Raw genomic sequence first — 12072 nt, forward strand, 5'->3', positions numbered from 1 at the left:
GACATTCATATGGCACACATCGGTTTCATCGGCCTCGGCATCATGGGCGCGCACATGGCGCGCAACCTGCTCGACGGCGATCATCAGCTCGTCGTCAACGGCGCGTTCCCGATTCCCGACGATCTGCGCGCGCGCGCGAAGGTCGTCGGGAATTCGACCGAAGTCGCGCGCCACGCGGACGTCATCATCTCGATGGTCCCCGACACGCCCGACGTGCGCAACGTGCTGTTCGCCGACGACGGCGTCGCGAACGGCCTCTCGGCCGGCAAGCTGGTGATCGACATGAGCTCGATCTCGCCGCTCGACACGCAGGCCTTCGCGAAGCAGATCAACGCGCTCGGTTGCGACTACCTCGACGCGCCGGTGTCCGGCGGCGAAGTCGGCGCGCGCGAAGCGACGCTGACGATCATGGTCGGCGGCCCCGAGCAGGCGTTCGAGCGCGCGAAACCGCTGTTCGAGAAGATGGGCAGGAACATCACGCTCGTCGGCGACAACGGCGCGGGGCAGACCTGCAAGGTCGCGAACCAGATCATCGTCGCGCTGAACATCGAAGCGGTCGGCGAGGCGCTGCTGTTCGCCGCGCGCTCGGGCGCCGATCCGGAACGCGTGCGCCAGGCGCTGATGGGCGGCTTCGCCGCGTCGCGCATCCTCGAAGTGCACGGCGCGCGGATGACGAAGCGCACGTTCGAGCCGGGCTTTCGCATCGAGCTGCACCAGAAGGATCTCAACCTCGCGCTCGACGGCGCCCGCAAGCTCGGCCTCGCGTTGCCGCACACGGCCAGCGCGCAGCAGCTGTTCAGCGTGTGCGCGTCGCACGGCGGGCGCGCATGGGATCACTCGGCGCTCGTGCGCGCGCTCGAGTTCATGTCGAACTTCGAGATCGGGCAACAGCCGGAGGCGTAATGCGGGGGTGCGCGATGCTGATTGCTGATCGCGCATCGCATAACGCATAACGCATAACGCGAATCACGCAGCGTGCGCGCGCCGCCATCGCGAACGTGCGCGACATACACGCGGCCCGGCCACGGCCGGTCGCATCGATGCGCGACTGCACGCGCATCACGTTGGGGCGCCCTGCCGCGCATGGCGATATGCGTGCGCGACGGGGCGAAAAACGCCGCTCTGGGCTGAGAGCGACGTGGTGGGGTCCGCAGCGGCACCCGGCGACGCCGGGGAAGCCTTGGTCGGTCAGACGTCGTCGTCGGGTGTCCGCCTGTCGGATTTCGCGTATTACATTTCTTTACGTTCGGGCGTGCGATTTTTCATGCAATCGCCGCGATGAACGCCTACACTTTCGCCACGCCTTTCGAGAAATCCGCCGCGCCGCGCGCCACTCCGGTGAGCGCGTGCAGCGCGGTGTTTTTTTCGCCACTTCACGGCGCATTTCGTTTCAACACCTAGGGAGTGCAGCGATGGGTCTTCTTTCGTTTATCAAAGAGGCGGGTGAAAAACTGCTGGGTCATGCCGACGCGCAAGCGGCGGAAAATCCGAATGCCGCGAACCAGACCGCGGCCGATGCGATCAAGCACTACATCAACACGCAAGGTCTCGACACGTCGAACCTGACGGTCGCGTTCGACGGCGCATCGCGCACCGTCACGCTGTCGGGCAGCGTGCCCGACCTCGACACGAAGGCGAAGGTCAAGGTCGCGGCCGGCAACGTGCAGGGCGTCGCCGGCGTCAACGACGACGATCTCCAGCCGGACGATCCGGAAGTTCAGTACCACGACGTGAAGCCGGGCGATACGCTGTCCGCGATCGCGAAGGAAGTGTACGGCGACGCGAACAAGTACCCGGTGATCTTCGAGGCGAACAAGCCGATGCTGTCGAGTCCGGATCGGATCTATCCGGGCCAGAAGCTGGTGATCCCGCCGCAGTCCTGAGCGTCCGGCGCGACACCAACATGAAAAACGCAGGCCGTCGGCCTGCGTTTTTCATTGCACGCGACACGCGCCGCCCTATCGGCGGCCGGCCGTCACAGCGTATCGAACACGCGCTGCAATGCGTCGCGCCCGTCGATGCCGTTCGCGAGCGCGAGCATCAGCAGCACGCGCGCCTTGAACGGATTCAGCGACCCGGCGCTCACGAAGCCGAGCGCATCGTCGTTGGCGGCGCCGTTGCGCATCACGTGGCCCGAGCCGACGCGCGACGCACGCACCACGGCAACGCCCGCGTTCGCCGCATCGGCAAGCGCCGCCTGCAGCGTCGCATGGATCGAGCCGTTGCCGGTGCCGGCGACGACCAGGCCGCGCACGCCGGCCGCGACCAGCGCGTCGACCGCCGTACGCGTGGCGCCCGCATAGCTCGCGACGACTTCGACCGCCGGCCACGCGGCCGCGATCTTCAGCTGCGCGTCGCGGCTGCGCGTCGCGCGGCGCGCGAACTCGACGCGACCGTCCTGCACCCAGCCGAGCGCACCGAGCTCCGGCGAATGGAATGCGTCGACCGCGTAGGTGCTCGTCTTCACGACGTCGCGCGCGGCATGGATGCGATTGTTGAAGGCGAGCAGCACGCCCTGCCCGCGCGCGGCCGGATGCGCGGCGACCGTCACTGCGTTCAGCAGGTTCAGCGGGCCGTCGGACGACAGCGCGGTAGCCGGCCGCATCGCGGCGGTCAGCACGACCGGTTTGTCGCCGGTCACGACGAGATGGAGCGCGTAAGCGGTTTCCTCGAGCGTGTCGGTGCCGTGGGTGATCACGATGCCGTCGATCGCCGGGTCGGCCATCAGCGCGTCGATGCGCGCCGCGAGCGTATTCCACAGCGGCAGGGCGAGATCCTTGCTGTCGATGCTCGCGACCTGCTCGGCGTCGACGCGCGCGACCGATGCCAGCGCCGGCACCGCGTCGAGCAGGAAGTTGACGCCGAGCGCGCCGGCCTGATAGCCGGCCGTGCTGGCGGCGTCCGGCGCGGCGCCGGCGATCGTGCCGCCGGTCGCGAGTACGGCGATGCGCGGCAACGCCGGCGCGGACGAAGGAGATGCAATGTTCGAAGTGTTCATGGCCGCGATTGTAATGGCTTGCGGCCGGCCCGCCGCCAAGTTCGGCGCGCGCACCCTCGACGCGGCCGCCGCGCGTCATGGTTTGTCCCGATGATCGGCGCACGCGTGCCGTCAACGATCGAGTCGGCCGCCGCGTTATAGGAAAGCCGTTTTGGTGTTTTCACATTGATTTGCCATAATCGGAGCGCGCGGCGCGATGCGGCCCTGTTGCCGCTGCGGCGCGCTTCGTGACGGCGTCGATATAGAACGCAATTCACCCCATGGGAGTGTCGAAATGAAAATCCAATCGCTCGTAGCCGCAGTCCTTCTCGGCGGCATGCTGGCTTCCCCCGCTTTCGCGGCGAACAGCCAGCAGGACAAGATGAAGGCCTGTAACGCGCAGGCCGCCGGCAAGACGGGCGACGAACGCAAGGCGTTCATGAAGGACTGCCTGTCGGCCAAGCCCGCGAAGAAGATGTCGCAGCAGGAAAAGATGAAGGCCTGCAACACCCAGGCCGCCGACAAGAAGGGCGACGACCGCAAGACGTTCATGAAGAGCTGCCTGAGCAATCAGCCGGCCAACTGAGTCCCGGCGCTCCCGCGCGAATGCCGCGCACCGCTTCGGCGGGCGCGGCATTTTTCATTTCCGGTGCGTTTCGTTGCGCGTGCATCGACCGGCGCGATCGCGCAGCCTGCCTCGACGCGCCGGCCCGCACACCGGCCCCGTTGTGTCCGGTGCTCCTCCCTGCGCTGCCGCGTCGCCTGGGCCGCATCGCGCCGTTCGAACGCCGCCACATGGTGCGGCAATTCGCCGCGATTTCTTCTATGATGGCTGCAACGCGGCCCATCCAAGTACAAGAAGCGCCATCGGGCCGCCCTCGACACGGACGCATAAGCCGCGTCAAACGGAGGCATGGATGGCATGGAGACAACACCGCTGGTTCCGCCGCTGGCTGATCGTGATCGTATTCTGGGCCGTGCCCGTGGCGATCGTCGCGGTGCGCGAGATCCGCGAGGAAATGGCGTACAACAACGCCGATCTGCAGCTCGCGCTGACTACCTGGCAGCTCACCGACGCGCAGCAGGCAGCCGGGGCCGCCGCCAAGTGCCGCGGCGACGCTGACGCGGCGCGCGCCGCCGGCTGCCCCGCCGACGTGCTGGCCGCCAACGCGCCACGCCAGCAGGCGGCCCGCGACGAATATGTGCTGCGCCGCAACACGCTCGCAGCGTATCTGTGGCACGCGTTCGTCGGCTACTGGGTCGTGCCGGCGGCGTTCCTGTTCGCGTGCGGCGTCGTGATCGCGCTGCTGCGCCGCGCGTTGCGACGCCCGCCGATCAAACGGCCCGCCCCGCCTGCACCGCCCATCACGCATTGAGGCCGTCGGCGGCGTCGGTGGCTCGCCGCCGACGCCCACGCGGGCGCATCGGCCCCCCGTTGGCGCACCGCGACAAACCGACACGATTTGACGCTTTTTCTCTCCACGATGAAAAGGGGTTGTAATCCCCTGTGATATAACTTCCGACGTGATCCGCTCCGTGAGCGAGACTCACTCCGAACATCATCTGATGGAGAAGAACGATGCAAAAACGGAATCTCGTGGCGAAAGCCGCCGCTGCGCTCATCGTCGGCAGCCTCGCGCTGACCGGTTGCACCACCACGCCCGACAAGCCGGACAACGCCGCGACCAACGCGTCGAAGCGTCAGGCGATCGACGCGAGCGTCGACGCAACGCTGTCGCGCCTGTATTCCACGGTCAAGGGCTCGCGTGAACTCGTCGCGAAGTCGCGCGGCGTGCTGGTGTTCCCCGACGTGATCCAGGCCGGCTTCATCGTCGGCGGCCAGACCGGCAACGGCGCGCTGCGCGTCGGCGGCGCGACGGTCGGCTACTACAACACGTCGTCGCTGTCGGTCGGCCTGCAGGCCGGCGCGCAATCGAAGTCCGTCGTGTTCCTGTTCATGACGCAACAGGCGCTCGACGAATTCCGCGGCTCGGACGGCTGGGCCGCCGGCGCCGGCGCATCGGTCGCGCTCGTGAAGATGGGCGCGAACGGCGCGATCGACACGACGACGGCCACCGCACCAGTGCAGGTTGTCGTGCTGACCAACGCCGGCCTGATGGGCGACGTGTCGATCAACGGCACGAAGGTCACGAAGCTGAAGATCTGACGCTGCGGCGTCCCCGCCCGCGCGCGGGCGATGTGCAAACGGCGATGTCCAGTGCGGACATCGCCGTTTTTTCATGGGCGCGTCGGGTCGGTCAGGTCGTCGAGTCGATGACCTTGAAGCGCGAGCGCTTCTGCGCGCGTATCAGCGACTGGTAGACGTCGACGTACTGCTGCGCCATCCGGCGCGACGTGAAGCGCTCCTCGAAGCGCTGGCGCACGCGGGTGCGCGGCAGCAGGTGCAGCCGATTGACGGCGGCCACCGCGCTGATCTCGTCCTCGACGATGAAACCGGACACGCCCTCGTCCACCACTTCCGGCACGGCGCCGCGATTGAACGCGATCACCGGCGTGCCGCACGACATCGCCTCGATCATCACCAGCCCGAACGGCTCCGGCCAGTCGATCGGAAACAGCAGCGCATGCGCGCCCGACAGGAACTCGGCCTTTTGATGATCGGCGATCTCGCCGATGTACTCGACGTGCGGCAGCGCAAACAGCGGCTCGATCTCGCGCTCGAAGTATTCCTGGTCGGCCGCGTCGATCTTCGCGGCGATGCGGATCGGCAGCCCGCACTGCTGGGCGATGCGGATCGCCGTATCGACGCGCTTCTCGGGCGAAATGCGGCCGAGGAACGCGAGGTAACGCGGCTCGACCGGCTGCGGCAGATACAGCGTGTCGGGCAGCCCGTGGTAGACGGTCGTCAGCCACTTCGCCTGCGGCAGCGGCTGACGCTGCGAATTCGAGATCGAGATCACCGGCGCGGTGTCGAACGTGTCGAACACCGGCTGCTGCTCGGGTAAGTCGAGCCGGCCGTGCAGCGTCGTGACGAACGGCGTGTCCTGCCGGTTGAACACCGAAAACGAGTAGTAGTCCATGTGGAAATGGAGCACGTCGAAATCCTGCGCGCGCCGCGCGACCGTCTCCATCAGCAGCATGTGCGGCGCGACGCGGTCGCGGATCGACGAATCGAGCCGCAGCGCGCGCGGCCACACCGGCTCCAGCTTGGCCTGGGTCGTCGAATCGCCGCTGGCGAACAGCGTCACGTCATGGCCGAGGTCGACGAGCGCTTCCGTAATGTAGGACACGACGCGCTCCGTGCCGCCGTAGAGCTTCGGCGGCACGGATTCGGTCAGCGGGGCGATCTGCGCAATTCTCATAGTCCACGTCTCCTGTGCTCGGCGGGCCGGCGAACGCGGTGCCGACCGATCGTCCGACGCAAAGCGGGCCAGCATGGCCGTCGACACCGATATCCCGTCATTATTCGCGATCGCGTCGCACCGCGCTGCCGCGTCTTTCACTTTATGGGGCTTGTTACAGCGCGGATACATTCGCCGCGCCGCTTCGAACGCGCGCCGCCACGCATGCCCGTCAGCGCGCCGGCCACTTCCACGGCGGCAGATCGCGCGCGTCCGCATCGACGAGCGCCGTCGCGCCGAGCTGCTTGTCGAGCACCAGCGACTCGCAACCGGCCTCGCGCTCGAGCGTCGCGATCAGCCGCGCCGCGTGCGACACGACCAGCACCTGCGAACGCCGCGCGGCCTGCGCGATCAGGCGGCCGAGCGCCGGCAGCAGATCGGGATGCAGGCTCGTCTCCGGCTCGTTCAGCACCATCAGCGCGGGCGGGCGCGGCGTCAGCAGCGCGGCCGCGAGCAGCAGATAACGCAGCGTGCCATCCGACAGTTCGGCGGCCGCCAGCGGTCGCAGCAGCCCCGGCTGGCGCATCAGCACGTCGAAGCGGCCGCGCCCGCCCGGATTGTCGATGTCGATCGACGCGCCCGGAAACGCGTCGTCGATCGTCGCATCGAGCGCGGCGGCATCGCCGATCTCGCGGATCGTCTGCAGCGCCGCCGCGAGATCGGCGCCGTCGTCCGCGAGCACCGGCGTGTGCGTGCCGATGTGCGACTGCCGCGCCGGCGCCCGGGCATCGGTCCGGAAATGGTCGTAGAAGCGCCACGAACGGATGCGCTCGCGCACCGCGATCATCTCCGGCGCGCCGACCGGATCCGCGAATTCGGTCATCATGCTGTCGAAGCTCGCCACCGGCTGCGGCACCGTGCGCCAGTCGCCCGACGTGGTGCGCGTGCGGATCTGTGCGCCCTGTCGTTCGACCAGCAGCGTCGACGGCCGCAGCAGCGCGCCGCTCCAGATACATTCGCGTTTCACGACGGGATCGAGCGTGAATTGCGAGCTGCTCGGCACCGGCAGGCCCAGATCGATCGCATAGCCGAAGTCGGCGCACGCAAAGCCGAGCTTCAGGCTCACGGGCCGGTTGCGCACCGTGCCGGTCACCGGCGTGTCGCCGGCGAGCATCGCGCGCGAGAAGCGCTCGGGGCCGGCCCAGAGCGTCGACGGCAGCCCGCCTTCGCGGGCGAGCGACGGGATCACGCGCCCCTGTGCGGTGTCCGCCAGCAGCCGCAGCGCGCGATAGACGCTCGACTTGCCGCTGCCGTTCGGCCCGGTGACGACGGTGAGCGCCGCGAGCGGCACGATCAGCTCGCGCAGCGAGCGGTAGTTGGCGATGGCGAGTGTCTTGAGCGCGGTCATGGGCAGGAAGCGGCCACCAGTCGCGGCACGCGATCAGCGGCCTTCGGCGACCTGCGGGTCGGCCGCCGTGTTGGCCGCGGTGCTGGCGGCGGCAGACCGCGTGTGCGGCCGTTCGGGACGCGGGCCCTCCGGCGCCGCCTCATGCGGATAGAGCTCCATCCGGTCGCGCGGCAGGCACTGCGGATAGTTGGCCTGCAGATACGCGATCAGGCCCTCGCGCACGCGGCACCGCAAGTCCCAGCACGTGGACGAATCGGCCGCGCTCACCAGCGCACGCAACTGCATCGTGCGCTCGCTCGCGTCGGTCACCTGCAGCACCTGCACGCGGCCGTCCCATTCGGGCGCGGCATGGACGAGCCGCGCGAGCTCCTCGCGCAGCGGCGCGAGCGGCGTGCGGTAGTCGACCGACAGGTACACCGTGCCGATGATCTCGGAGCTGCTGCGGGTCCAGTTCGTGAACGGATTTTCGATGATCCACTGTAGCGGCACGACGAGCCGCCGCTGGTCCCACAGCCGCACCGACACGAACGACCCGGTGATTTCCTCGATACGGCCCCATTCGCCCTGGATCACGACGACGTCGTCGAGCCGGATCGGCTGGGTCAGCGCGATCTGCAGCCCGGCGATCAGATTGCCGAGCACCGGCCGCGCGGCGATACCGGCGACGAGGCCGGCCACGCCGGCCGACGCGAGCAGGCTCGCGCCCACCTGGCGCACGTTCGGAAACGTCATCAACGCACCGCCCGTGCCGATGATCACGATCAGTACCATGACGGTCCGAACCAGCACCTTGGCCTGCGTATGGATGCGCCGCGCGTGGAGATTGTCGGCCGTATCCATCGGATGGGCCTGGATGATCGCGTCGCCGACGCCGGCCGCGAGTCGCACCAGCAGCCACGTGAGCGAAACGATGGTGCCGACCGCGGCCGCGGAGCGCATCCCGCCGACGAACGACATCGCGTCGTTCGCCTGCAGCCATACGAACTCGAGCGCGAGCAGCACGAGCGTGACGAGCGACGGCTTGTCGATGTAGCGCAGGATCACGCTCAGCAGCGGATACGGCCGCGCGATGCGATGCACGATGCGCGCGCCGATGCGATGCACGATCACGAAAACGAGCACGACGAGCGCCGACACGCAGAATGTGCCGAGCCACGAATGCAAGGGCGCATCGGCGATGCGCTGCACTTCCTCGATTGAAATCATCGGCGTCCGGGATGCTTCGGTTATGACCCGTACTGGCGTCGTCCTGGATGCGTCGGCGAGGTCCGGGCGGCGTGCGCGCCCGGACGCGGCGTCAAATCAGTTGCCGCCCCTGCACGGGAACGCCTTGCCGAGTCCGAGCGACACCGCGGTGCTCGCGTTGTAGTCGGCCAACTTCGGGTTCTCGGCGATGTACTTGCGCACCGCGTCGGTCATTTGCTGCGCCCGGATGTCGGGCGGCAGGCAGAAATACTGGCCGACGCGCGGCCCCGTCGTGCCGCCGATCGCGTCGATCGTGTTGTAGACGCCATCGGCCGCGCCTTCGATATAGGCCGCGCACGACGCCCGCGACTTGACGTCGGTCTTCGCGCACAGCCGGTCGAGATCCGCGCCCGTGAAAGCCGCCGCCGACAACGGCACGGCGAACGCCGCGGCACAAAACATAGCCCGCAACATGGTGTTCCTTATGTCAATGCGGCGCGAGGCCGCTTACTGCGACGATCGGTGCGGCGGCAACCGGCCGCCGCGCCGAAAACCGTCATTTTGCACTCTTTTGGGCATCTGCCGGCGCAGACGCGCCGACGCGCACCGTCCGCTTGCTCAGGATCTCGATCGCATCCGGCGCGTTGTAGTGCTTCGCGAACTCGAGCGCGGTGATGCCGAGCTGGTTCTTCACCTGCGGATCGGCGCCCTGGTCGAGCAGCAGGTTGACCGTCGACGCGTGGTTGCCGCGCGCGGCCATCATCAGCGGCGTGGTGCCGTTCGGCGACGCGGTGTCGATGTACGCGTCGTGGTCGAGCAGGATCTTCACCACGTCGTCGTGGCCGTTGGTCGCCGCGTAGTGCAGCGGCGCCCAGCCCTTCTTGCTGACTTCCGCGCCCTTGTCGATCAGCAGCTTGACGAGCCCGGCGTCGCCGTTCAGCGAGGCGAGCATCAGCGCGTTCTCGCCGGCCTTGTCCTCCTTCTCGAGATCGACGTTCGGCGTAGCCGCGAGCGCGGCCGCGACCTTGTCGGACTTTTCGCGCGCGGCGATCACGAGCAGCGGGTCGCCGTTCGGCGCGAGCGTGTTCGGATCGAGCTTGCCGGCCTTCAGCTGCTTGCCGATGTCGGCGATGTCGTCGAACTTGACGGCCTTGACGATCGCATCGAGCGACTCGGCATGCGCGCCGGCAGCGGCCATCAGGCCGCTCGCGGCGAGGACGGCGGCGGCGAGTGCGCGTTTGGGCAGGTATGTGGTCGACTTCGTCATTGTTGTGGGCTCCTTCCCTGGGTTGTCGGCCGGGTCGCGCGTGCTCAACGGGCGATCCTGAACAGCCGGAAAAAATTCTGCGTCGTCGCATCGGCGAGCGCCTCGACGGCGATCCCGCGTTGCGCGGCGATAAAGCGTCCGACATGGCTCACGTACGCAGGTTCATTCGGCTTGCCGCGATACGGCACCGGCGCAAGGTACGGCGAATCGGTTTCGATCAGCAGCCGCTCGAGCGGCACGCGCCGCGCGACGTCCTGCACGTCGGTCGCGTTCTTGAACGTGACGATCCCCGACAGCGAAATATGGAAGTTCTGCGCGAGCGCCTGCTCGGCGACCGGCCACGGCTCGGTGAAGCAGTGCATCACGCCGCCCGGCACGTGCGCGCGCTCCTCGGCCATGATCCGCAGCGTGTCTTCCGACGACGAGCGCGTATGAACGATCAGCGGCTTCATCGTCGCGGTCGCCGCGCGGATGTGCGTGCGAAAGCGTTCGCGCTGCCATTCCATGTCGGCGATCGTGCGGCCTTCGAGACGGTAGTAGTCGAGGCCCGTCTCGCCGATCGCGACGACCTTCGGATGCGCGGCCAGCTCGATCAGCTCGGCGAGCGTCGGATCATGCGCGTCCTCGTGATCGGGATGCACGCCGACCGACGCGTACACGTTGTCGTGCGCCTGCGCGATCGCGAGCACCTCGGGCAGCGTCTCGAAATCGACCGAGACGCACAGCGCATGGGTGACGTCGTGCTCGCGCATGTTCTCGAGCACGGCCGGCAGGCGGTCGGCGAGGCCCTTGAAATTGATGTGACAGTGAGAATCGACGAACATCGTGTTTCCTGAATTCTTGGGACGGGCGCGAGGCGCTCGCCGGCAATCGTTTCCGCACAACGCGGAAACAATCGTTACTCAGACGAAGATTTCCCGATAACCGAGAAACAGTTCCTCGAATACGAGCCGAGCGTTGAGCGGATGGTTCTCGACCATCCGCTGGCGCGTCACGGTCTTCATGAAGCGCGCGAACGCATTGGCGTCGACCGCGTGCACGCACCGCGCGAGCGCGGCCGACTGCATCGGGAAGTAGCGCGGCGCGCCGGCCATCCGCTGCGCGAGCAGATCGTACAACCAGCGCTGCAGCCAGCCGAGCACCAGCGGCACCGGCAGCTTCTGCAGCGTCTCGCCGCAGGCGAACGGATCGCACGCGGCGCCCGCCGCGAGCTGGCCGAGCGTGAAATCGCGCAGCGGACGGTTCTCGTCGCTCGCGAGCGCGAGCGCCGCGAGCGGCGCCCCGCCCGCTTCGGCGAGCAGCGCGCGCGCATCGTCGATGCCCTGCGCGGCGAGCCACGCCGCGGCCGCATCCGGCGCCGGCACGGTCATCGGCCACTGCCGGCACCGGCTGATGATGGTCGGCAACAGCCGGTCGATGCGTGCGGACACCAGCAGGAACACGACGCCCGCCGGCGGCTCTTCGAGCGTCTTCAACAGCGCGTTCGACGCGGCGACGTTCAGCGCCTCGGCCGGATACAGCACGACGACGCGCGCGCCGCCGCGGTGCGAGCCGACGCCGCAGAAATCGAGCAATGCGCGCACCTGCTCGATCTTGATCTCCTTGCTGGGCGCACGGGTTTTCTTGCCGCCTTCGTCGGCGTCGGCCGGCTTCGCGTCGTCGGCCGCGCCGGGCGCCTCACCGGCGAGCGCCTCGGGCAGCACGATCCGGTAGTCGGGATGGTTGCCCTGCGCGAACCACGTGCAGGCCGCGCAGGCGCCGCACGGCTGGCCGTCCGGCTGCGGCGACTCGCACAGGAAGCCCTTGGCGAGATGCTGCGCGAACTGCAGCTTGCCGATCCCGGCCTGACCGTGCAACAGCAGCGCATGCGGCCATTGCGCGCGCAGCTGCTGCAGGCGGTTCCAGTCGTCGGTTTGCCACGGATAGATCATCG

General features: G+C 68.1%; 14 protein-coding genes. 6 read left to right on the forward strand and 8 right to left on the reverse strand.

Annotated features, from left to right (window positions below):
* Window positions 1-9 precede the first annotated feature (9 nt).
* The 3 genes from MYA_RS08085 (at window position 10) to lysM (ending at window position 1883) form a co-directional block, all read left to right on the forward strand.
* Entirely contained in the window at window positions 10-903 is an 894-nt protein-coding gene (locus MYA_RS08085; RefSeq protein ID WP_014723129.1) for a 2-hydroxy-3-oxopropionate reductase, read from the forward strand.
* Window positions 904-1278: 375 nt separating this feature from the next.
* On the forward strand, window positions 1279-1401 hold the full coding sequence (locus MYA_RS32400; RefSeq protein WP_014723130.1) for a hypothetical protein: 123 nt from the start codon (window positions 1279-1281) through the stop codon (window positions 1399-1401).
* An 11-nt stretch (window positions 1402-1412) separates the two neighbouring features.
* Entirely contained in the window at window positions 1413-1883 is a 471-nt protein-coding gene (gene lysM, locus MYA_RS08090; protein ID WP_014723131.1) for a peptidoglycan-binding protein LysM, read from the forward strand.
* 92 nt (window positions 1884-1975) lie between these two features.
* Here lysM and MYA_RS08095 read toward each other — a convergent pair whose 3' ends face one another.
* Window positions 1976-2998: an asparaginase gene (locus MYA_RS08095; RefSeq protein WP_011885029.1), complete on the reverse strand. Its 1023-nt coding sequence runs from the start codon at window positions 2996-2998 to the stop codon at window positions 1976-1978.
* 274 nt (window positions 2999-3272) lie between these two features.
* On the opposite strand from MYA_RS08095, the gene MYA_RS08100 reads away from it, so the two are divergent.
* The 3 genes from MYA_RS08100 to MYA_RS08110 all read left to right on the forward strand — a co-directional run bounded on the left by MYA_RS08100 (window position 3273) and on the right by MYA_RS08110 (window position 5144).
* Window positions 3273-3563 (forward strand): PsiF family protein, encoded by a 291-nt coding sequence (locus MYA_RS08100; protein WP_041493839.1) that lies wholly within the window; start codon window positions 3273-3275, stop codon window positions 3561-3563.
* Between the two features lie 331 nt (window positions 3564-3894).
* Window positions 3895-4353 (forward strand): membrane protein, encoded by a 459-nt coding sequence (locus MYA_RS08105; protein WP_014723134.1) that lies wholly within the window; start codon window positions 3895-3897, stop codon window positions 4351-4353.
* Between the two features lie 203 nt (window positions 4354-4556).
* On the forward strand, window positions 4557-5144 hold the full coding sequence (locus tag MYA_RS08110; RefSeq protein ID WP_011885032.1) for a BPSL1445 family SYLF domain-containing lipoprotein: 588 nt from the start codon (window positions 4557-4559) through the stop codon (window positions 5142-5144).
* 91 nt (window positions 5145-5235) lie between these two features.
* Here MYA_RS08110 and MYA_RS08115 read toward each other — a convergent pair whose 3' ends face one another.
* The 7 genes from MYA_RS08115 to MYA_RS08145 form a co-directional block, all read right to left on the reverse strand.
* Window positions 5236-6300, reverse strand: coding sequence for a glycosyltransferase family 4 protein (locus MYA_RS08115; protein ID WP_014723136.1), 1065 nt, complete (start codon window positions 6298-6300; stop codon window positions 5236-5238).
* A 211-nt stretch (window positions 6301-6511) separates the two neighbouring features.
* Window positions 6512-7687 carry an AAA family ATPase gene (locus MYA_RS08120; RefSeq protein ID WP_014723137.1) on the reverse strand — a complete coding sequence of 392 codons (1176 nt, stop codon included), beginning with the start codon at window positions 7685-7687 and terminating at the stop codon, window positions 6512-6514.
* Between the two features lie 33 nt (window positions 7688-7720).
* Entirely contained in the window at window positions 7721-8893 is a 1173-nt protein-coding gene (locus MYA_RS08125) for a mechanosensitive ion channel family protein (RefSeq protein WP_011885035.1), read from the reverse strand.
* 96 nt (window positions 8894-8989) lie between these two features.
* Window positions 8990-9346, reverse strand: a complete 357-nt coding sequence (locus MYA_RS08130) for a Rap1a/Tai family immunity protein (RefSeq protein ID WP_011885036.1) — start codon at window positions 9344-9346, stop codon at window positions 8990-8992.
* Between the two features lie 82 nt (window positions 9347-9428).
* The gene (locus tag MYA_RS08135; protein WP_011885037.1) at window positions 9429-10139 is read right to left on the reverse strand and encodes an ankyrin repeat domain-containing protein; all 711 of its coding nucleotides are present in this window, start codon (window positions 10137-10139) and stop codon (window positions 9429-9431) included.
* A 44-nt stretch (window positions 10140-10183) separates the two neighbouring features.
* Window positions 10184-10963 carry a TatD family hydrolase gene (locus tag MYA_RS08140; protein WP_014723138.1) on the reverse strand — a complete coding sequence of 260 codons (780 nt, stop codon included), beginning with the start codon at window positions 10961-10963 and terminating at the stop codon, window positions 10184-10186.
* 78 nt (window positions 10964-11041) lie between these two features.
* Window positions 11042-12070: a DNA polymerase III subunit delta' gene (locus MYA_RS08145; RefSeq protein ID WP_014723139.1), complete on the reverse strand. Its 1029-nt coding sequence runs from the start codon at window positions 12068-12070 to the stop codon at window positions 11042-11044.
* Between the last annotated feature and the right edge of the window lie 2 nt (window positions 12071-12072).

The sequence above is a fragment of the Burkholderia sp. KJ006 genome, assembly GCF_000262695.1.
Lineage (GTDB): Bacteria > Pseudomonadota > Gammaproteobacteria > Burkholderiales > Burkholderiaceae > Burkholderia > Burkholderia vietnamiensis.

Coding starts and splice junctions, on each gene's coding strand:
- MYA_RS08110 (WP_011885032.1), top strand. CDS start 4,557: ATGCAAAAACGGAATCTCGTGGCGAAAGCCGCCGCTGCGCTCATCGTC.
- MYA_RS32400 (WP_014723130.1), top strand. CDS start 1,279: ATGAACGCCTACACTTTCGCCACGCCTTTCGAGAAATCCGCCGCGCCG.
- MYA_RS08145 (WP_014723139.1), bottom strand. CDS start 12,070: ATGATCTATCCGTGGCAAACCGACGACTGGAACCGCCTGCAGCAGCTG.
- MYA_RS08125 (WP_011885035.1), bottom strand. CDS start 8,893: ATGATTTCAATCGAGGAAGTGCAGCGCATCGCCGATGCGCCCTTGCAT.
- MYA_RS08140 (WP_014723138.1), bottom strand. CDS start 10,963: ATGTTCGTCGATTCTCACTGTCACATCAATTTCAAGGGCCTCGCCGAC.
- MYA_RS08095 (WP_011885029.1), bottom strand. CDS start 2,998: ATGAACACTTCGAACATTGCATCTCCTTCGTCCGCGCCGGCGTTGCCG.
- MYA_RS08130 (WP_011885036.1), bottom strand. CDS start 9,346: ATGTTGCGGGCTATGTTTTGTGCCGCGGCGTTCGCCGTGCCGTTGTCG.
- lysM (WP_014723131.1), top strand. CDS start 1,413: ATGGGTCTTCTTTCGTTTATCAAAGAGGCGGGTGAAAAACTGCTGGGT.
- MYA_RS08105 (WP_014723134.1), top strand. CDS start 3,895: ATGGCATGGAGACAACACCGCTGGTTCCGCCGCTGGCTGATCGTGATC.
- MYA_RS08120 (WP_014723137.1), bottom strand. CDS start 7,687: ATGACCGCGCTCAAGACACTCGCCATCGCCAACTACCGCTCGCTGCGC.
- MYA_RS08135 (WP_011885037.1), bottom strand. CDS start 10,139: ATGACGAAGTCGACCACATACCTGCCCAAACGCGCACTCGCCGCCGCC.
- MYA_RS08085 (WP_014723129.1), top strand. CDS start 10: ATGGCACACATCGGTTTCATCGGCCTCGGCATCATGGGCGCGCACATG.
- MYA_RS08100 (WP_041493839.1), top strand. CDS start 3,273: ATGAAAATCCAATCGCTCGTAGCCGCAGTCCTTCTCGGCGGCATGCTG.
- MYA_RS08115 (WP_014723136.1), bottom strand. CDS start 6,300: ATGAGAATTGCGCAGATCGCCCCGCTGACCGAATCCGTGCCGCCGAAG.